15 protein-coding genes are annotated in these 19,878 nt (G+C 69.9%); 4 read left to right on the top strand and 11 right to left on the bottom strand.

Features of this window, described 5'->3' with window-relative positions:
• Window positions 1–48: 48 nt before the first annotated feature.
• The 4 genes from ABZ194_RS17615 to ABZ194_RS17600 all read right to left on the bottom strand — a co-directional run bounded on the left by ABZ194_RS17615 (window position 49) and on the right by ABZ194_RS17600 (window position 3,396).
• On the bottom strand, window positions 49–1,002 hold the full coding sequence (locus ABZ194_RS17615; RefSeq protein ID WP_355597370.1) for a 2-dehydropantoate 2-reductase: 954 nt from the start codon (window positions 1,000–1,002) through the stop codon (window positions 49–51).
• 70 nt (window positions 1,003–1,072) lie between these two features.
• Window positions 1,073–2,287, bottom strand: a complete 1,215-nt coding sequence (locus tag ABZ194_RS17610; protein ID WP_355597368.1) for a cytochrome P450 — start codon at window positions 2,285–2,287, stop codon at window positions 1,073–1,075.
• Between the two features lie 8 nt (window positions 2,288–2,295).
• A complete protein-coding gene (locus ABZ194_RS17605; RefSeq protein ID WP_355597366.1) occupies window positions 2,296–2,631 on the bottom strand; it encodes a MoaD/ThiS family protein in 336 nt (111 codons plus the stop codon).
• A 51-nt stretch (window positions 2,632–2,682) separates the two neighbouring features.
• Window positions 2,683–3,396 (bottom strand): hypothetical protein, encoded by a 714-nt coding sequence (locus ABZ194_RS17600; protein ID WP_355597364.1) that lies wholly within the window; start codon window positions 3,394–3,396, stop codon window positions 2,683–2,685.
• Between the two features lie 831 nt (window positions 3,397–4,227).
• Here ABZ194_RS17600 and ABZ194_RS17595 point away from each other — a divergent pair.
• The gene (locus ABZ194_RS17595; protein ID WP_355597362.1) at window positions 4,228–4,350 is read left to right on the top strand and encodes a hypothetical protein; all 123 of its coding nucleotides are present in this window, start codon (window positions 4,228–4,230) and stop codon (window positions 4,348–4,350) included.
• Complete coding sequence (locus tag ABZ194_RS17590; protein ID WP_355597360.1) at window positions 4,347–5,549, top strand: methyltransferase domain-containing protein; 1,203 nt, start codon at window positions 4,347–4,349, stop codon at window positions 5,547–5,549. Before ABZ194_RS17595 ends, ABZ194_RS17590 begins: the two co-directional genes overlap by 4 nt.
• Before the next feature lie 181 nt (window positions 5,550–5,730).
• Here the strand turns inward: ABZ194_RS17590 and ABZ194_RS17585 are convergent, their stop codons facing one another.
• From ABZ194_RS17585 to ABZ194_RS17555, 7 genes are all read right to left on the bottom strand, one after another.
• Complete coding sequence (locus tag ABZ194_RS17585) at window positions 5,731–7,491, bottom strand: glycosyltransferase (protein ID WP_355597358.1); 1,761 nt, start codon at window positions 7,489–7,491, stop codon at window positions 5,731–5,733.
• Window positions 7,488–8,618, bottom strand: a complete 1,131-nt coding sequence (locus ABZ194_RS17580; RefSeq protein WP_355597356.1) for a glycosyltransferase family 2 protein — start codon at window positions 8,616–8,618, stop codon at window positions 7,488–7,490. Before ABZ194_RS17580 ends, ABZ194_RS17585 begins: the two co-directional genes overlap by 4 nt.
• 269 nt (window positions 8,619–8,887) lie before the next feature.
• Window positions 8,888–10,180, bottom strand: coding sequence for a homoserine dehydrogenase (locus ABZ194_RS17575; RefSeq protein ID WP_355597354.1), 1,293 nt, complete (start codon window positions 10,178–10,180; stop codon window positions 8,888–8,890).
• A 94-nt stretch (window positions 10,181–10,274) separates the two neighbouring features.
• Window positions 10,275–11,657 carry a diaminopimelate decarboxylase gene (lysA, locus tag ABZ194_RS17570; protein ID WP_355597352.1) on the bottom strand — a complete coding sequence of 461 codons (1,383 nt, stop codon included), beginning with the start codon at window positions 11,655–11,657 and terminating at the stop codon, window positions 10,275–10,277.
• A gap of 218 nt (window positions 11,658–11,875) precedes the next feature.
• A complete protein-coding gene (locus ABZ194_RS17565) occupies window positions 11,876–12,688 on the bottom strand; it encodes a neutral zinc metallopeptidase (protein ID WP_355597350.1) in 813 nt (270 codons plus the stop codon).
• A 34-nt stretch (window positions 12,689–12,722) separates the two neighbouring features.
• Window positions 12,723–13,487 carry an anticodon-binding protein gene (locus tag ABZ194_RS17560; protein WP_355597348.1) on the bottom strand — a complete coding sequence of 255 codons (765 nt, stop codon included), beginning with the start codon at window positions 13,485–13,487 and terminating at the stop codon, window positions 12,723–12,725.
• Between the two features lie 374 nt (window positions 13,488–13,861).
• Complete coding sequence (locus ABZ194_RS17555; RefSeq protein ID WP_355597346.1) at window positions 13,862–15,862, bottom strand: glycosyltransferase; 2,001 nt, start codon at window positions 15,860–15,862, stop codon at window positions 13,862–13,864.
• 71 nt (window positions 15,863–15,933) lie between these two features.
• On the opposite strand from ABZ194_RS17555, the gene ABZ194_RS17550 reads away from it, so the two are divergent.
• Together ABZ194_RS17550 and treS are read left to right on the top strand one after the other, a co-directional pair.
• Entirely contained in the window at window positions 15,934–17,595 is a 1,662-nt protein-coding gene (locus ABZ194_RS17550; protein WP_355597344.1) for an asparagine synthetase B family protein, read from the top strand.
• A 558-nt stretch (window positions 17,596–18,153) separates the two neighbouring features.
• Complete coding sequence (gene treS, locus ABZ194_RS17545; protein ID WP_355597342.1) at window positions 18,154–19,842, top strand: maltose alpha-D-glucosyltransferase; 1,689 nt, start codon at window positions 18,154–18,156, stop codon at window positions 19,840–19,842.
• Window positions 19,843–19,878: the final 36 nt, after the last annotated feature.

Raw genomic sequence — 19,878 nt, 5'->3', positions numbered from 1 at the left:
CTGTAGCCACCGCGTTGATCGACTCCACGAGGCCCCGATCCACGGGCTTCACTCATTCGTCGCCGTCCGCGATACGCGTGTGTCGAGCAACTCGTAGAGCATTTCGTGGACCGGCGCGGTCCGGCCCGCCCGGTCGGCGAGGCGGACCGCGGCTCCGGTCCATGCTTGGAGTTCCGACGGCTTCCCCGCCAGGATGTCCCGTTGCAACGAGGAGGTCACGTCGGGCTGCTGCCGGTCCATGAGCCCTATCGCTGTGTCCACGGCATCCTCCGGCAGCGCGATTCCGAGCGCGACACCGGTCTCGTGGATTTCCCGCATGCCGGCGATCAGCATTCGCCTGGTGCCGGGGCGCGACCGCAGTTCGCCGATGGTCGCCCCGTCGGTGGCGGCTCCGAGGCTGCCGATCGGCACCAGTAAGAGGAACTTCGCCCAGAGGTCGACCCAGACGTCGCTCGGCTCCGTCGCTGTCATCGAGGCGTCACGGAACACCTCGCGTAGCCGCTTGACCCGATCGGACACGCTGCCGTCCCACTCGGCGAAGCCCAGTGCGGCGGAGCCGCCCACGTGCCTCACCTCGCCAGGACCGGCCAGCGTTGCGACGACCCTGACAGTGCCGGGGAGCACCCGGCCGCGGCCGATTTCAGCCGCGACTTGCTCGGGGGCCTCCACCCCGTTCTGCACAGTGAGCACGGCGGTGTTCTCGCCGACCATCAGGTCCAGTGCGTCGATGGCCACCGGCAACTGCGGAGTCTTGACGCAGAGGAGCACGTAGTCGACCTCGCCGATGTCCTGCGGGCCGTCCGACGCCCACAGGTCCGATACGGACCAACCGCTTGACCCATTGGTGACGTGCAATCCCGTTCGCCTGAGCGCGGCGAGATTTCCTCCGCGGGCAAGAAACCGCACGTCGTGCCCGGCGGCGGCGAGCCGGCCGCCGAGGTAGCCGCCGACTCCGCCGACTCCCACCACGGCGATGCTCGGGCCGCCCGTTTCCCCAGTCATCCTTCCTCGCTTCCAAGAGACTCCGACGACTCGAACCACACGTCCCGCGTGACGTCCTTCCGCAGACCCGTCATCGCGGCAGTCGCCCCCGCAGTCGTAGGGGAAGGGCTTCAAGGCCCCGGCTGAGCGAGCTGTCGGAGATCCAGACGATCTCCTCCGGAGCCACCGCGAGCTCGAATTGCGGCAGTCGGCGCAGCAGCGTCATGAACGCTATCTCGCCCTGGAGCCGGGCCAGCGGAGCGCCGATGCAAAAGTGCGTGCCATGGCCGAAGGACAGGTGGCGGTTTGGCGACCGGGTAATGTCGAAGCGTTCCGGATCGTCGTATACCTGGGGATCGTGCCCCGCGCTGGACAGCGACAGGTGCACGAAGCTCCCCTTGGGTATGTCCACCCCACTGAGTTGCATGTCCTCCGCCGCGACCCGCAGCGAGGCCCAGGCGGCGGACCCCTCGTAGCGCAGAATCTCTTCGATCGCCGAGGGAGTCAGTTCGGGGTTGGTGCGGAGCATTGCGAGCTGCCCGGGATGGCGGAGCAACAACGCCGTTCCGTTTCCCACCATGTTGGCAACCGTTTTGTGCCCGGCGATGATCAGCAGGAGGATCGTTGACAGCAGCTCGTCCTCGCTTAAAACGTCCGCGTCCCTGGCTCTGATGAGCTCGCTCAGCAGGTCATTCCGCAGGTAGGTGCGACGCTCGGCCACCAGTTCGGTGAAGTAGCCCCGAAACTCTCTGCTCGCCCTCTTCAGGTCCGCTTCGGGGTGCTGCAACGGATCCTGGCTAAGGACGTAACTCCATTCCTGGAACAGCGGCCTGTCCTCAACAGGTATCCCGAGGTACTCGCAGATGGTGATGAGCGGCAGCGGCAGAGCGAAAGCACTCAGCAGGTCGATCTCACCCGACTCGGGGAAGGCGTCGATGAGATCGTCGACGATGTCCTGGATGCGCGGGCGGAGTCGCGCGACGGTTCCGGGCAGGAAGGCCCGGCTGATGGGCCTTTTCAGCCGGGTGTGCTTGGGCGGGTCGGCGAACCCCAGGTTGCCGATCACGAGGAGGCTGTTGTCTGCGGCCTTGTCCCGGTACGGGTCGGGCAGGTTCTCGACCTGCTTGGTCAGGCGCGAGTCGCCGAACGCCTGCTCGACGACTCTGTTCCCGAGGACCGCGTACGCCTGGGCGCCGGGGGGGATATTGATCCGGTGAACCGGGCATTTGGCCCTGAGTTCTGCAGTTGCCGCGTGCGGAGACGGCCCGGGATGGGTGAAGAATTCCGGGGGGAGAATGTCCGACATCCTGACTCCTAGGCTCGTGCCATTCTGCTGCCCCCCGCTACCGCCGGGACTATCCACACAACATCTTGGTTCTCCACTTTCGTTTCGAGGCCATTGAGGTCCCTGATGTCGCTGTCGTTCCGATAGACATTGACGTAGCGCCTGACAGACCCTTCTGGACCCATGATCCGTTCAAGTAGACCTGGGCAGGATCGGTCAAGACCAACGAGTACCTCACGGATGCTGTCGCCCTCGACAGGAATCTGCCGCTGGCCGCCGGTCAGCACATGGAAGGCTGCGGGGAGTTTGATGGTCACCACGGGCACCGGAAGACCCTTTCTGGCATCCTGCGAGACCTCAGGCATATCTCATTCTCCTAGATAGGACCTTTTGTTTTCGTTCCGCCAACGCCACACCTATCGCTGGGGCGGCGATTCTACGTCAAATTCGTCGCGGATCGCCAGCGGAATCCGTATGTCAAGGCTTTCGCATTGCCCCAAACTAGACCTCCATCCCGCTACCCGGTGCGCCATTCTGCCACCGCCGCCGCAGATATACCAGATCACGTTCACTGGCCAGCATGTCTGGCCGAAGAGGTATTCATCTATCCTTGTCGGATTTTCGCTGAGCTTCTGGTATCGCTCATGCGGTGGACCGATTTCATGCCAGTTCGGATGCGAATGTATGGACCCCATGAGCTCCAAGCCCTTGGCGGACTGTTTCTTGATCGCTTGCAGCACACCTTTTTTGTCGCACCAGAACCCCCGCCCTGGATTCCTGTACACATTGCCGAACTGTGGGGCGATCGTCTCTTCAAATTCGGCCATGACACTCTCATCGCTGTCGCGAACATTTGTCACGAATTCGATGTCTCCGATAGTTATCTCGGCGCCGTCCGGCTGCCCAAATAAGAGAGCCGAGGCGCGCGGCAGGTGCGTGGGAACTCCGTCGCCGTTACGGCTGTCCAGACATCTCTGGTACTCCTGCACGGCATTGCCGATGAAACGCCTGGCGGGTTCGAGTTCGAAGCGGACGGTCGCCGGAAGATCGCCAAAGATTTCCGCACTGTCGACCGCACTGCATCCCATGGCAGGAGTGCACAATTTTTCATGACTGCCCGTACCTTCCATGCGATTTCCTCGCTGAGATCTTGTATGGGACAGATGGACAGGACTTCTCCATGCTCCACAGAACACAGTAATAACCACTGCCAGGGCATCCATTGTCGGAGAGAAGTCTCATCGTCAGATGATGACTGTCTCCAAAGTGTCATACATGGGCTTGTGTTACAAGTCATATATCACATTTTTTGGAAGTTTAGTACTGCAATCACAGCATGTAAATAAGGTCTGCATGGTGGCGCGAGAATGACTGACCTCTTTGGTTTTGCCTGGCATCCTTATGGCTAATTCGGTCAGGCCGCGATTCCTGATTTCCAATCACCCGAAAAAAGACTTTCTTCCTGCCCAAAAGCTGTCGAGTCGAGTGGAGTTAACCCGGTTTGTTGGACACCTGATCTCTGAGGAACCCTGGTTCCCAGAGGAAGGAATTCACTGAGGCGATCTCAGCAAGATCAATAAGGGCGGTTGCGATTCGATGCCTTCAAAGCGACGTCGGCAGACATGAACCGGGATGGATCGCGATACCCCTGAAACAGGCGTGGAGCTTTCGGTGGAAGAGGTCTCACCACAAGCCGTCATACCGCAACAGGAAGCTCATCGCCTTCCCCCTGGAGCCCTCAGCCGGCGCGCGGGCTCGGCGAGCAGCTCGGCCGGATACCGGCATGTGGCCCGGAACGCGGGCGATCACGGCGGGTGGGTCGGCGCAGGACACAGCGGCCCCTCGACGGGGATCGGCGATGCGTGAATCCATCGCGGAAACGTCTACCAGACTCGCTTTCCGGACTCTACGCTTACGGGCGAACGCTCCGCGTCAGGAGACCGGCGAGGGAAGGAAGACGCATGGGAGACCACTCGGGCAAGCCCGAGCCGCCGCTGCAGCCGTTCACGGTTCCCGGGAAGACGAAACCGGAGTCCGACAGCGGTAAGGACTCGGGCAAGCATGAGAAGCCGAAGTCGAAGTGACCGACGGGGCACCGGAGCGGCGAACGCTGCGTGATCTCCTGCTGGAGACCGGCGTGATGACCCCTGATTGGGTGCAGGCGTATGACGCGGTTCCCCGGGCACTTTTTCTGCCCGAGATGATGTGGCCCTCGGTCGAGGGCCGGGATTCCGCCGTCTCTGCGGTAGGCGATTTCGCCGAGTGGCGCCGCTGGGCCGACAGCGACGCGCCCATCGTCACTCAGTGGGACGACGGCCCCCATTCCGGGGCCACGCGCGGTACGTTGCCGACCAGCTCCAGTTCGATGCCCAGTGTGGTCTTCTCGATGTTCCGGGATCTGTCGGTGTTCGACGGCGCGAAGGTGCTGGAGGTCGGCACGGGCACGGGCTGGTGCGCGGGCCTACTGTCGGCCCGCCTGGGCGAGCGCGACGTCGTCTCGGTCGAGATCGACGAAGCGGTGGCTGATCAGGCGCGCAAGACGCTGGCCGCTGCCGGGTGGCATCCGGAAGTCGTCACCGGCGACGGCCTGCTCGGCTGGCCGGACCGGGCACCCTACGACCGGATTCTGGTGACCGCCGCCGTCCGCGAGGTCCCTCGGGCCTGGATCGACCAGTGCCGGCCCGGCGCCGTGCTGGTAATGCCGTGGGGAACCCGCTATACCGACCAAGACGCCATCGTGCGCCTGGTCGTGGCCGACGACGGCGCCGCGAGCGGACGTTTCACCGTACCCGCCCGATTCATGCAGGTGCGCTCCGAGCGCCTGGAGTGGCCGGAGCAGAGCGACTACATTCCCGATGACGGCTGGCCGGCAGACACCCGCGAGTCGGTGACCGCGCTTACCTCCCCGGCTGTACTGCCGGACGACGCCGACTTCGCCGCCGCCGATTTCATGACCGGCCTGCTGGTGCCCGATTGTGTGTATACCTCGGGGCGGGATCCGTACGGGAGGCTGGCGATGTGGTTGTTCGGGCTGACTGACCTGTCGTGGGCGGCGACTTTCTTCCGTGAGGACGGCTCCGCGGACTCGCGGGTCTACCAGGGCGGGCCGCGCAGCCTGTGGGACGAGGTCGAGGCCGCTCACCGCTGGTGGGACGAGCGGGGGCGTCCGGGGCATGAGAAGTTCGGGCTCACCGTCACCACGGACGGTCGGCAGCGTGTGTGGCTGGGCGATCCCTCCAACGTGGTCTCCCATACGACGGCCGAGCCCGGACAGAGGTGGTGAACGTGTCCATCCGCGAAGCGGAGGCCAACCTGCGACGCCTCGCCCGCCACCGGCGCCGAACCGATGTCGGCGCCGGCGGCCTGGCGGCCTGGCCCACGCCGGGCTGATCCATTCCCGCCGGGATCTTCCCGGCATCAGGAGGACGCCGGAACCACCCTCGGCACTCACCCGGGGTTCTCGTCTATCGGCGGCGGGTGATCACCCGTTTGACGGAGGAGAGCAGGCCGTACTGGACGACCTTTCTGGCGGCGGCCAGCTCCTTGCGCAGGCCACCGACCTCGCGGCGCATCTCGACCGCGCTCTTACGCCAGCTGCCCGCCTCCTCGCGCCACCGGGTCACCTGGCCGCGGAGCCGCTCGACCTCCCCGGTGAGCCGCACGGTCTCCCCGGCGAGACGGGCCACCTCGGCCCGCGCCTCGACTCTGGACCGGTAGGCGCTGCGGCGGCCGGTGAGCGGCCGGGCCTCGGGCAGGAACCCGTAGGTCTCCCCGTCCACCCAGACCGTCCCGAAGGTGTCCTCGACGGCGTCGTCGAGGCACTCCCCCTCCGCGCGCACGATCGCGGCGCGGGCGAACGCCGCGGTGCGCTCCAGCCGGGCCGCGACGATCGTCGTGCCCGGCCCCTCTGCCAGCAGCACCGACACCAGGCCGTACCCCTCTTCCCCGGCCAGATCGAGCAGGCGCGCGAGGCTGTCCTCGTCCGGGACCCACCCCGGGGGCAGCCGGAGCCGGTAGGGCACCCCGGCCCAGGGCTCCGGGCCCCCTCCGTCATCGGCCGGGTACGGCACGGCCGGCACGGCCGGTGGAGGCGAGGCGAGGGTGAACCGCACCCGGGGCTCGTGGGCGTAGTGGCCCCGGATCAGCACCGCGGCCAGGTCCGGGCTGGCCAGCGGCGCGCGGTCGTCGGCCCGGAGGCGGTCCCACGGGCCGGGGACGGTGACCACGACGTCGGGTACGGTACCGGCGAGCACGGCGTCCACGGTCGCGCGGACCTCCTCGTATCCGGGACCGCCCTCACCGCGGACCTCCTCGTGTCCGGGACCGTTCTCGCCGGGGTCGCACGCGGATTCGACCACCACCTCCAGGTAGGGCACCTTCCACTGCCTGGCCGGGTGGGACCGGAGCCAGCGGTAGGCCGGGATCCGGTCGGCCACGAAGGCGTGGCTGACCCGGTCGATCGGCGCCTTGTCCCGCATCCGCATGGTGGGTCCCAGGTGGAAGGCGCGGGCCAGCGGCTCGGGTACGAAGACCGCGCCCGCCTGGGCGAGCCGGTAGCCCATCTCGGTGTCCTGGCCGAGGACGAGGTCGGTGTCCATTGGACCGGCCTGGGCGAGCAGCGCGGCGTTGACCGAGGTGGCGCCGCCCACGTGCAGGCTGAAGGGGCGGGGCGGGTTGCCGGTGAGGCCGCCGGTCCGCTCGATCAGGTCCACCAGCCAGGCGTGCGGCTCGGCGGGTTCGAAGAGGTCGGCCAGGTCGGCGGCGGCGGCCACCGCCTCCGGGGTGGGCGGCGGGGCCGGGGTGAACCGCAGGTAACCGGTCACCGCGAGGTAGGGCGCCGCGTGGTGCCAGCGCATGTGCGCCTCGACCGATCGGCGGTCCAGCACCACGTCGGAGTCCAGCCAGTGGATCACGTCGCCGGTGGCGGCCCGGAGCCCCGCGTTGCGGGCGTGCGCCCGGCCGGGGGTCGCGCAGGCGACCAGCCGGGTGCCGGGCGGCCGGAGGTCGGGCAGGCGCAGCGGGGGTTCGCTGCCGTTGTCCACCACGACGACCTCGGTCAGGCCCGCGGGGTAGGTCTGACCGGCCAGCCCCGCCAGCACCAGGTCGAGTTTGTCCTGGCCGCCGTAGGCGGGGACGACCACGCTGACCCGCAGCGACGGCGTCCAGGCGCCGAGTTCGGCGGGGGTGAGGCTCCGGTAGTCGTTGCCGGAGATCCTCGGGATCACGGGGCCTCCAGGATCAGGCTCGGCCGGAAGCCGTGCCACTGGTTCGACGCGACACGCAGGAAGTGGGCGAGCGGGAGCCGCCAGGTGTGCTCGGTGCTCACCGTACGGCGGAGCACGTAGCCGAGCCCGTGGGTGCGGTAGACACGCGCCCCCGCGGCGTGCGCGGCCTTCAGGAACCCGGCGTCGACGCCGCGCGGCAGCCCGGGAAACCCGCCGAGATCGGCGAACCGGGACCGGTCGACCAGGATGGTGCCCCCGGCCACGTGGTCGGACCAGACCTCGCTGGTGTAGTCGGTACGGCGGATCGTGACGTTCAGCGGCTCCAGGTAGAAGAACTCGGCCGCGACGCCCACGATGTCGGCGCCGGCGTAGGACCTGGCGAGGAGAAGGTCGGCCAGGTGCTCTGGGCCGTACCAGTCGTCGTCGTCCCACTTGGCGACGTACGCGCCGCCCGCCTTGGACGCGGCCAGGTTGAGCACGTCCCCGAAGGGGGTGACCGCGTCGGCCTCGACCACGGTGATCGGCAGGCCGCTCTCCCCCACGGCCCGCCGTACCTCCGGGTGGTCCGCGGCGACGCCGTGCAGGCCCAGCAGGACCTCCACCTCCACCCGCCGCTGCCGGGCGATCTGGGTGAGCGCCGAGCCCAGCAGGTGCGGTCGCATGCTGGACATCACCACGCTCACCGTGGGCGTGGCCGCACAGGTCCTCCCGGTCACCGCCCTGAGGCCGTGGCGGCGCAGCCGTACGCTGTGCTCCTCCCGGCGCAGACCGACCACCGACCGGAGCCCGCCGTCCCCCTCCTCGGGTGTCCAGGCCGCGAGCAGGCGGGCCAGTCCGGGTTCCACCCAGTCCGGGGAGGGTGCCGCGTGCAGCGGCACCCCGGCCGCGGCGAGGGCGGTGACCAGGTGGGCGGGGACCTCGCGGGAGGGCCACCGGACGGTCAGGGCACGTAGCGGTCTGAGCCGGGCGACCTCGGCGGCGTCCAGCCGGTCACCGAGCGGTTCACAGGCCGCCAGCCACTCCTGGCCCGTCCAGGCCAGATCGGCGGTTCTCTCCGGCGCCGATCGGAGGAAACCCTCGGGAGTCGCGAGAGGGGCCGGGGAGACGGAAGTCGGCTGCGCGGGCACCAGGGAAGAATATCGAGGCCACGGCCCCCCTTCCGATCGCACCTCGAACATGACTCCGGCGTTCACTCTCGATCACTCACCGGAGTCATCGAGGGCGCGGGATGCCGCGGGAAGGCCGGTTTCCCCTCCGTCGCCGCACATGCGCTTCACCGCCGGCGGAGCCGATCTTGGCCCCTGGTCGTTCCGGTGGAGACGGGGGACGCCCACCCGGCGGACGGGCCGGGTGGGGTGGGATGAGGCTCAAGAGACCCCTGCCTGTGGGCCGCCACCTATGGAACGTCCTCGCCCTCGACGCGCATGACGCTCACCACGTCACGGACGATGTCCATCTCCCGCAGGCCCTCGATGGTGGCCGAGAGGGCGGCGTCGGTGGCCCGGTGGGTGACCAGCACGAGCTGGGCGTCGTCGCCGTGCCCCTCCTGCCGGACGGTCTGGATGGACACGTCCTGCTTGGCGAACATGTCGGCGACCCGGGCGAGCACGCCCGGCTTGTCGGCGACGTCCAGGGAGACGTGGTAGCGCGTGACGGTCTCGCCCATCGGGTGCACGCTGAGGTCGGCGTAGGTGGACTCCTCCGGCCCCCGCGTCCTCGCCAGCAGGTTGCGCCCCACGGCCACGATGTCGCCCAGCACCGCGCTCGCGGTCGGGGCTCCACCGGCGCCGGCGCCGTAGAACATGAGCTGCCCGGCGGAGCGGGCCTCCACGAAGACCGCGTTGTACGCCTCGCGGACCCCCGCCAGCGGGTGCGTCCTGGGGATCATGGCCGGGTGCACCCGGACCCCGAAGGAACGGCCGTCCTCGGAGCGGGCGCAGATCGCCAGCAGCTTGATGACGTAGCCCATGGCCTTGGCGCCGGCCACGTCCGTCGCGGTGATCTCGGTGATGCCCTCGCGGTGCACGTCGGCGGCGGTCACCCGGCTGTGGAACGCTATCCCGGCCAGGATCGCGGCCTTGGCCGCGGCGTCGAAGCCCTCCACGTCGGCCGTGGGGTCGGCCTCGGCGTAGCCCAGGGCCTGGGCCTCCTCCAGCGCGTCGGAGAAGGACGCGCCGCTGGAGTCCATCTTGTCGAGAATGTAGTTCGTGGTGCCGTTGACGATGCCGAGCACCCGGTGCACGTGATCCCCGGCCAGCGACTCGCGCAGCGGCCGGATCAGCGGGATCGCGCCCGCCACGGCCGCCTCGAAGTACAGGTCGGCGTTGTTGGCCCTGGCGGCGGCGTGGATGGTCGCGCCGTCCTCGGCGAGCAGTGCCTTGTTGGCCGTGACGACCGACTTGCCGCCGCTCATCGCGGACAGGATGAGCGACCTGGCGGGCTCGATGCCGCCGATCACCTCGACGACGATGTCCACGTCGTCCCGGGTGACCAGCGATTCGGCGTCGGTGGTGATCAGGGCCGGGTCCACCTCGGTGTCCCGGCGGCGCGCCGGCCGCCGCACGGCGACACCGGCGAGCTCCAGCGGCGCGCCGACGCGCGCGGCGAGGTCGCCGGCCTGCTCACGCATCAGCCGGATCACCTGGGAACCGACGACGCCGCACCCGAGAAGGGCGACTCTCAGTGCCATGTGGTCGCGCTCCCCGTCTTGTTGGTTCCGCGGCCGGCCTCTTGGGCCGCCCCGGCCGCTCCGCCCGTCCGGCGGTACGGCACTCCAGGTCGTTTCACGCTTGCCCTCTCAGCAGGTCGTCCTCGGTCTCACGGCGGACGATCACCCGGGACTCCCCGGCCTTGACCGCGACCACGGCGGGCTTGGGGAGGTAGTTGTAGTTGCTGGCGAGCGAACGGCAGTAGGCGCCGGTGCCCGCGACGGCGATCAGGTCGCCGACGGCCAGGTCACGCGGGAGCCACAGGTCACGGATGACCATGTCGCCGCTCTCGCAGTGCTTGCCGACCAGGCGCGAGAGCATCGGCCCGGCCGCGCTCTCCCGCGAGGCCAGCCGCGCGGTGTACTCCGCGCCGTAGAGTGCCGTGCGGATGTTGTCGCTCATGCCGCCGTCGACGCTGACGTAGGTCCGCAGTCCTTCGACGTCCTTGACCGTGCCGACCTCGTAGAGCGTCACACCGGCCGGCCCCGCGATGGAACGGCCGGGCTCGACGGTGAGCCTGGGCACCGGCAGGCCGGCGGAGGCTGCCACGTTCACCACGATCTCCCGCAGGCTGTCGGCGATCTCCTTCACCTCGGGGGCGGTGTCGCCCTCGACGTAGGGGATGCCGTAACCGCCACCGAGGTCGAGCTCGGGCAGGGCGACGCCGTGCTCCCGCTTGATCTGCACCAGGAGGGTGGCCAGGCGGCGGGCGGCCACCTCGAACCCGGCGGTGTCGGTGATCTGGGAGCCGATGTGGGAGTGCAGGCCGACGAGCTGGAGCTGGGGCAGCGCGATGATGCGCCGGGCCGCCTCGGCCGCGGCGCCGCTGCTCAGCGAGAAGCCGAACTTCTGGTCGTCGTGGGCGGTGGCGATGAACTCGTGGGTGTGCGCCTCCACCCCCACGGTCACCCGGATCATGACCCGGGGCCGCCTGCCGTGCCTGTCGGCGAGGAGGCCCAGCCGGGCGATCTCCTCGAAGGAGTCGGCCACGATGTGCCCGACGCCGATCTCGACGGCCTTCTCCAGCTCGGCGAGCGACTTGTTGTTGCCGTGCAAGGTGATCCGCTCGGGCGGGAAGCCGACGCTCAGCGCGACGGCGAGCTCGCCCGCGCTGCAGACGTCGAGGCCGAGGCCCTCCCCCATGACCCAGCGGGCGACCTCGCGGCAGAGGAACGCCTTGCCCGCGTAGTGGACCTCGCCGTCGGCGAACGCCTCCCGGTAGTCGCGGCAGCGGGAGCGGAAGTCCTCCTCGTCCACGACGTAGAGCGGGGTGCCGTGCTCCCGGACCAGATCCCTGACGTCCACGCCGCCGATCGTGATCGAACCGTCGACGCGGTTCGACGTTCGCGGCCAGATGGCGGGGTCGAGCGTGTTCAGGTCGGCAGGTGCGTGCGGAGGGCGATCCTCGGGCAGCACTTCGGCGTGCCGGTCACCGGCGGGGTGGGCGAAGCGACTCACCCTATCGAGGCTATCGGACCCGCTGATCCCCATGGGACGGATGACCACGGACCGAGACGCACTCCTCCGAAAACACATGCCTTTTTCGCGCTATTGGCATCCTTGTCAGGATATTTTTACGTTTTATGCTGATCCGGCAGTCAGGACCCGCGGGTCGGCGAACGGTCCCGCGCGACGCGCGGGATATCCCGGGTATCCGGGGATATCCGGCGGGACGGTCAGGACACCTCGTCCGGCGGGGCGCTCCAGGTGTTGCAGGCCGCCATCGTCCCGCCGCTCTCCCCACGGGTTATCCACGCGGCGCTGCTGGTCCCCGAGCCGTGCGACCGCCGGTAGCCCTCCGCCTGGTCGTCCACGGCGTCACTCTCGCCCTCGGCCAGCAGACGCTGGTTCTCCAGGACACGTGGCTCGACCGTCCGCAGCGTCACCGCGGCCAGGCAGTCGGCCTGCAGTTCGAGCCGGCGCGACCACGCCTCGTCGAAGACCTCGGAACCCCGCTCCCCGGCCATCCCGCCGATCTCCTGGACGTGGTGGGCGTACTCGTGGGCGAGCGTGAACATCATGGGAAAGGACCGGTCCTCCTCGACCAGCACGTTGACCACGCGCCGGTCGGGACAGTAGATCCCGGCCCAGTCGTAGTCGTCGATCCCGCAGGCGGCCTCCCCCGGGTCGGCGACCAGCCGTACCTCACCGGGTGGCTCGTAGCCGACGCCGGCCTCCTTCAGCGTGGTGGCCCACATGCGGTCCAGGCAGCGCGAGAGGGCGTTCAGCGTCCTTCTGACATCGGCCTCGGAGTTGTCCGGCAGGGTGTCGCAGCGGGCGTCGATCAGGCCGGTGCCCCGGTAGAGCGGGTGCGTGGCCGCGGCCGAGCGGGGGGAGCCGGGCGCGGTCCCGATCAGCTCTTGGAGATCACCGCGGAGATAGGCCAGGCCGCAGAGGACGACCAGGAAGGCGACGGCCGTCGGCAGCGCCCGCCGGACGACCCCGGGCCGCCGTGACCCACCGGCCCCCCAGCCCAGCGGATCGCTCACACGCCCTCCCAAATATTCTATTTTTCAGGGTTTATCACAACCTGTCGGGTGCCGTCTCGCCAAATACCGCCAGCGTCTCGGCCAGCACGTCCCGTACGGCCCCCGCCAGCCGTACCCGGGCGGCGTGGAGCGCCGTCGGCCCCTCCTCCCCCTTCGGCAGCGCGGGAGCCCCCTCGAACGCGTCGTGGTAGGCCAGGGCGAGCCGCCCGGCGTAGGCCGCCCACCCCGGCTCCCGGCTCCGCCGCCTGCCGTGCACCTCGGCCAGCAGCCTGAGCACCGCCCGATCCCGAGGGCCGTCCAGCAGCTCCGGCCGGAACTCCCCTCCGACGCCCAGCTCCGCGGCCCAGCGCTGTACGGCGACCGCACGCCAGTGGGCGTACCGTACGACGAACCCGGGGTTGCGCCAGGTGCGGGGGAAGTCGGCCCACGGCGACGCCCCCACCAAAAGCCGATCACCGGAGACCCCCCGAGCACCCGAGCCGCCCTCGACGTCCCGGCCGCCCGAGACGCCCGCGGCGTTCCGGACGTTCGAGGCGATCGGAGCGGCCGGGGCGACGGGGGCGGCCGGGCCGATCTCCGTCACCAGCTCCCCGGGCACGGACACCACGATCTCCAGGAGCCCCCCGCCGGACACCCGGACGTCCGCGATCCCGGGCAGCGCGCGCAACCGCGCCGCCAGCTCCCCGGGAGGCCGCTCACGGCGCAGCGCGGCCGAGGAGACGTACAGCGCCTCATCGGCCCACGTCCCTCGCGGGGTCGGCGGCAGGCCGAGGATCTCACCAAGCTGACCGGGCGTCACCCCTGGCAGCCTAGGTCCTGCCCCTCACCGGCCAGACGGGGTCAGGTCGAGGAAGGTCCAGCCGCCGCCGAGCCGTTCGACACCCCGCGCCGTGGTGAGGGATGAGCCGGCGGCGCCCCTCGAACAGGTCGGGCCGCACCGCGCGGTGTGCGACCGAGCGTGCGCGGCGCCGGGCGGGAGCCAGGACGGATCATCCCCGCGGGTGCGGGGCCGACGGCTCGATCCGGGTTCTCCAGTGGTCGCGTTCCGGACCATCCCCGCGCGTGCGGGGCCCACTCACGGGCGTGCTGGAAGAGGCCCACCCGGAACGACCGATCCCCAGCCCGTAAAAACTACACCGGCTCACCCGCCAACCAGGCGAGAAGAGGACCCTGTCAGATCAGGGCGTGCTCCTCCGGCGGCCCGTAGTCGACCAGTTGCGCCGAGCCGAGAAGCCAGCGGTCGCGGTCGCGGAGCCGGACGTACCCGAAGCGGTCCGCAGAGAAGACCTTGATCCCGTCCATACGGCACTGCCGCATCAGCACCTGGTCCCAGCCCTCGGAGACGTCGGCGAACCCGATCCCGCGCAGGACGGTACGGCGGGCCAGCAGCGTGGCCCCGGCGACCTCGGGGAGGTAGGAGTACTCGGCGGACGGCTGGCGCAGCACCGTCGCGGCGACGTCACGCAGATGGGCGTAGTAGGCCGCCTTGCCCACGATGTCGGCCGTGGTGAACAGGAAGGGCCTGGCCAGGTCGGCCAGGTAGTGCTCGCCGTACATGTCCTGGGCGTCCATGACCGCCACCAGGTCGCCCTCGCACAGGTCGAGGGCGCGGTTCAGCCGGGCTCCGACGGTGAGCTCGGGGTCGTGGCCGCGGACCACGACGTCCACCCGGTCGGGCAGCGCGGCCCTGGCCCGCTCCGCGGCGTCCTCGGCGTCCGAGAGCAGCACCAGCTGGACGACGCCCTTCTGCGGCACGACCTGGGCCAGGGTGTGGTCGAGGTCGCCCCGGTCAATCATGATCACCGAGATGTCCAGGGTGGCGCGGGCGCTGGGGAGCCCGACCGCGTCCAGCAGATCGTCGACCTTCTGGGTCATCGTTCCCGTGCCGTAGACCTGGCGGAGCGCCGCGTGGGCCCGGCGTGCGTCGGCACCGCCGCCCGCGCCGGTGCCGGAATCGGCGCCGGTGGTGAGGCCCGCGGCACCGGGTGTGGCGGGTTCCGCGCCCCGCCCGGCCCTCGCCGGGCGCGACGCCACGATCGGCGTGCCGCAGGCGGCCAGCTCGGCCATCCGCCAGGCGTCCGTGCCCGGCGGGCAGTCCACCGCCCTGGGCCACCGGTAGGAGGTGAGCACGTCCGGATACGACAGGTGCCCGGGGAGCAGTTCGTCCAGGGGGAGCACCCGGTCGAACCGGTCTCCGGCCAGCGGCAGCGGGTTGTGCACCCGGGGCTGCACGGCGAACGGCAGCAGTCCCAGCGACGGCGGCCTGCGACCAGGCTCCGGCTCGCGCGCCGCCAGGGCCGCCGCCCAGGCCCCCACCGACTTGGGCAGCGCGGTGACGACGTGCTCGAACAGCGCCGCGGCGGCCACGGAACGCTCTACCTCGCCGCCGGTGTGCCAGAAGACCGTGCGAATGCCCCGCTCGGCGCACCAGGACAGCAGCGTGCGCAGCCCCTCCCCCGGATTGTCCAGCTCCCCGGCCCACGGGCCGGTGGTGACCGACTCGACCAGCAGCAGGTGCGGGACCTCGGCCGCCAGCACCCGGGCGAAGTCCCTGGGCGTGAAACCGGTCGTCTGCCGCCACTCGTAGCGCAGCAGCGCCTCGGCGTGCGGTTCGGCGACGACGGCCGCGGTCAGGTGCGGACGGGTGTTCGGCCCGGTCGGGACGCGGAAGGGTTTGAGCTTGACCGACCTGCCACCGACCGTCCTGGTGGACGTGGTGGCCTGGAAGGACGCGCCGGGGACCGGCTTGGCCGAGGTCTTCTGCGGGACGGGCTGGCGTTTGGGCGCGCTCGGGCGCTTGGCGGGTTTGGCGGCTCCGCGCAGGCCGCGCGCCAGCCTCACCGGGTTGCTCTTGCCCGTCTTGATGGCGTCACCGAGGCGGGACCAGCGGGCCACCTGCACCGACGACAGCTTCCACTTCGCCACCTCGGCCTGGTAACGCTGCTCGGCCAGGTCCCTGCGGAGCTTCTCCTCGGCCGCCTGCACGGCTCGGAGCTGCTCCTCGGTCTCGGCCAGGCGCTCCTGGAGCCCGCGCAGCCCCTCGGCCGCCCGTTCCGCCTCGGTGACCCTCGCCTGTGCCGCGTCCAGCAGGCGGGCCAGCTCCGCGGCCCGCTCCGCCTCGGCCATGGCCTCCCGCAAAGCCAGCCGCGTGCTTTCCAATTGCCCGTCCGCCACGCCGTCCTCCGAATTCGTGAGCCGGGCAAAGGATACCCTTTGGTCAATCGCGACACAGAGGAGTCAGCACGGTGCAGTGGCCGACGTTCAATGTGAGGCCGTACGTCTGCGGCGGCGTCGGCCACCTCGACGAGGCCGCCCTGAAGACGCTGCGAGAGGCCGGCCCCCGGGTGAGACCGGCGCTGCGGACGCCCGAGGCCGCGCTGTTCAGCTCCTCCCCGCTGCCGCCCTACCGGCGGGACGAGCGGACCTGGGCGTTCGCCTGGGGGGAGCGCACCCCGGCGGGGGCCGCCACCTGGATCGGCGTGGCCGAGGAGTTCGAGACGCCCGGCTTGATCAACGACGGCAGGCGGATCGCGCTGCACGCCGGCGGGCTCGGTCTGGTGGACGTCTACTACCTGTTCAGGGACGGGGCGGTCTACTTCTCCTCGCTGCTGGAGCCTCTGCTGTCGCTGGCGCGCACGCCGTACGAGGTCAACTGGGACGCCTGGGCCGCGATCATCCAGCTGACCTTCCCGCTCCGCGATGACACCCCGTACGCGCAGGTCAAGCGGTTGGCCGGGGCCGGGGCGCTGGTCTTCGACCGGGCGTCGGGCCGGATCTCGACCGAGCGGAGGCTGCCGCGCTGGCTGCGCGAGGAGCCGTTCGAGGCGGGGTGTACGACACAGGAGTTGCTGGAGATCCTGCACGAGGTCTACAAGGAGTTCGACGGGCGGCCGCTGCTGGTGCCGGTCAGCGGCGGCTACGACTCGCGGCTGCTCTGCTCGGTCGCGGTGGCGCGGGACGCCGACGTGGAGTCGTGGACGACCAGCCCCGACGACGGCACCGACACCGACATCGACTTCGCCCGCGCGATAACCCGTGAGCTGGGTGTACGGCACCGCGTGATCGCCCAGGACGCCTCGGCCTATCCCGAGGACGCGCTGGCGGTCGCGCGGCGGCTGGAGTTCCTCACTCCGCACCACGCCTGGTACACCCCGTTCGCCCGCGAGGTGCACCAGGCGGGCCGGACGCTGGTGGACGGGCTGGCGGGGGGCCCGCTGCTGAAGAACTTCATGGTCAGCGGGGCCGCGCTGGAGGCATCCTCGGAGGCGGGGCGGAAGGCGGCGCTGCTCGGCTCCCTGGCGCTGGGCGCCCCGTCGGTGCCGTTCCTGTCCGAGGAGGCCGCGGCCTGGATCACCTCCTCGGTCGGCGCGGCGTTCGCCCAGTCGACCTCGATGCTGAACGGTCACCGGGCCGAGCTGCCGCTGTCGGTGCTGCACACCAGGACCGCCAGGGGCATCGCCCGCTCCCCGGTCAACCTGGTCGGCCCCGAGGTGTCGTTCGTGGCGCCGTTCATGCATCCGGCCTTCTTCGACGCCGCGCTCTCGGTGGGGGTGGCCCGCAAGGATCGGGGCCGGTTCTATCGGGAGCTGCTGCACGCGGCCAATCCGCGCGTCGCGGCCCTGCCCTCCACCAACGTGGTCAAGCAGCCGCTCCGCAGGGTCGCGCTGCGCTCGACCGCCGCGCCCGCCAGGGAGTACGGTCACCGGATGCTCTCCCGGGTCGCGGACCGGGTCCCCTCGCTGCTGTCGGAGCAGCTGCACGCGGTGGTGGCCGAGGGGCCGGACGCCCTGGCCCGGTTCAACGGCTGGAACGACCGGTTCTGGGTGCGGAGTCTGGTGCTGTTCGGGGTCTGGCTGGGTGACTACGAGGACCGGCTCCCCGATCTCGCCCCGCCGTGGACGGCCTGACCCGCCTGGGCTCACCGTCGCTCCGCGGCCGGGGCGCCCGCGCCGCCTCTTAGGTAAAACTTCGGACGCCCGGCGACAGGGGCGCCCGGGGGCGCCGCCGATCCCGCGGCCCGGAGGCGGCAGCCGTGGAACCGGCCGGCGGGCGGGCGTTCTCGGGCGGTCCGCGCAGGTCCGGCGGACCGGAAATCCCGGCGGGCACGGACCTGCGCCCACGGCACGCTCCCGGGACGGCGGCCGAGGTCAGCGGGGTGCCTATCGCATGTTTCAGGAAAAAAAACGATAAGTAACAGCATGATTACGGGGGTACGGTGCGATGCCCGGGGAAATTCCGTGGAACCCGGAGGGGGCTGTCTCATCGAGGGGCTTCGAAGCACTCACACGGCTGGTAGTCTTCGGCCCAGAAAGCGCTACAACGGACGGCATCGAATCACAAATTCGGTCCGACCGAGGCCATGGAGTTCGTGGGGATGACGGCTCCCGCCGGCGCGGTCATCACACATCACAACCGGACAATCCGGTGACTTCGTCCTGCCCTTTCTCACTGTGAGCGAGAACACGATGAACGCATCCCCCTGCCCGGAATCCGTGCCCGAGGATTTCATCTCGGCCGATCCGCAGTGGTACAAGCGAGCGGTCTTCTACGAGGTGCTGGTCCGGGGGTTCGCCGACTCCAACGGGGACGGCACCGGAGACCTGCGCGGCCTGATCGAGAAGCTGGACTACCTCCAGTGGCTCGGCGTGGACTGCCTCTGGCTGCTCCCGCTGTACGAGTCGCCGCTCCGCGACGGCGGCTACGACATCTCGGACTACATGAAGATCCTGCCGGACTTCGGTGATCTCGGGGACTTCGTGCAGCTCATCGAGTCCGCCCACCGGCGTGGCCTGCGCATCGTCACCGACCTGGTGATGAACCACACCAGCGACAAGCACCCGTGGTTCCAGGCCTCGCGCCACGACCCCGAGGGCCCCTACGGCGACTTCTACGTCTGGTCGGACGACCCGGCCTCCTACCCCGACGCCCCGATCATCTTCGTCGGCGCCGAGGAGTCCAACTGGACCTACGACCCGGTCCGCAAGCAGTACTACTGGCACCGGTTCTTCCACCACCAACCCGATCTGAACTACGACAACCCCGCGGTGCAGGAGGCCATGCTGGAGGTGCTGCGGTTCTGGCTGGACCTGGGCATCGACGGCTTCCGCCTGGACGCGGTGCCGTACCTCTTCGAGCGTGAGGGCACCAACTGCTCCGGCCTGCCGGAGACCCACGCCTACCTGAAGAAGGTCCGCGCCGAGGTGGACCGCCTCTTCCCCGACCGGGTGCTGCTGGCCGAGGCCAACGGCTGGCCCGAGGACGTGGTGGAGTACTTCGGCGACCCGTCCGTCGGCGGTGACGAGTGTCACATGGCCTTCCACTTCCCGCTCATGCCGCGCATCTTCATGGCCGTACGGCGCGGCAGCCGCGAGCCGATCTCCGAGATCATGTCCCGGACCCCGAAGCTCCCCGACAGCGCCCAGTGGGGCATCTTCCTGCGCAACCACGACGAGCTGACCCTGGAGACGGTCACCGACGAGGAACGCGACTACATGCACGCCGAGTACGCCAAGGACCCGCGGATGCGGGCCTACCTGGGCATCCGGCGCCGCCTGTCCCCGCTCCTCGAAAACCACCGCGACCAGATCGAGCTGTTCACCGCGCTACTGCTGTCGCTGCCCGGCTCGCCGGTCATGTACTACGGCGACGAGATCGGCATGGGCGACAACATCTGGCTGGAGGACCGCGACGCGGTCCGCACCCCGATGCAGTGGAGCCCGGACCGCAACGCCGGCTTCTCCCAGGCCGACCCCGGGCGTCTCTACCTGCCCGTCGTGATGGACCCGATCTACGGCTACCAGGCGGTCAACGTGGAGGCCCAGCAGCGGAACCCCGCGTCGCTGCTCCACTTCACCAGAAGGATGCTCCAGATCCGCCGCGACCACCCGGTCTTCGGCACCGGCCTCTACAACGAGCTGTGGTCCAGCAACCCGGCGGTGCTGACCTTCGTCCGCGAGGACGGGGGCGACGTGATGCTCTGCGTCAACAACCTGTCGAAGTATCCGCAGCCGGTGGAACTGGACCTGCAGCGCTTCGAGGGCATGACCCCGGTGGAGGCCAGGGGCGGGGTGCCGTTCCCCCTGGTGGGCAGCCTGCCCTACCTGCTGACCCTGCCCGGCCACGGCTTCTACTGGTTCTCCCTCACCCGCCGCTGACCCTCTCGGTGCGGCTCCGGCCGCACCGCTTCCCCG

Source organism: Streptosporangium sp. NPDC006007 (assembly GCF_040614315.1).
Taxonomy (GTDB): domain Bacteria; phylum Actinomycetota; class Actinomycetes; order Streptosporangiales; family Streptosporangiaceae; genus Streptosporangium.
Note: the sequence above shows the minus strand (reverse complement) of the source record. Positions and strands in the feature narration are given on the sequence as shown.

Bases quoted from the DNA above. Each gene is read 5' to 3' on its own strand.
- ABZ194_RS17615 (WP_355597370.1), bottom strand. From the start codon at position 1,002: ATGACTGGGGAAACGGGCGGCCCGAGCATCGCCGTGGTGGGAGTCGGC.
- ABZ194_RS17610 (WP_355597368.1), bottom strand. From the start codon at position 2,287: ATGTCGGACATTCTCCCCCCGGAATTCTTCACCCATCCCGGGCCGTCT.
- ABZ194_RS17605 (WP_355597366.1), bottom strand. From the start codon at position 2,631: ATGCCTGAGGTCTCGCAGGATGCCAGAAAGGGTCTTCCGGTGCCCGTG.
- ABZ194_RS17600 (WP_355597364.1), bottom strand. From the start codon at position 3,396: ATGGAAGGTACGGGCAGTCATGAAAAATTGTGCACTCCTGCCATGGGA.
- ABZ194_RS17595 (WP_355597362.1), top strand. From the start codon at position 4,228: ATGGGAGACCACTCGGGCAAGCCCGAGCCGCCGCTGCAGCCGTTCACG.
- ABZ194_RS17575 (WP_355597354.1), bottom strand. From the start codon at position 10,180: ATGGCACTGAGAGTCGCCCTTCTCGGGTGCGGCGTCGTCGGTTCCCAG.
- treS (WP_355597342.1), top strand. From the start codon at position 18,154: ATGAACGCATCCCCCTGCCCGGAATCCGTGCCCGAGGATTTCATCTCG.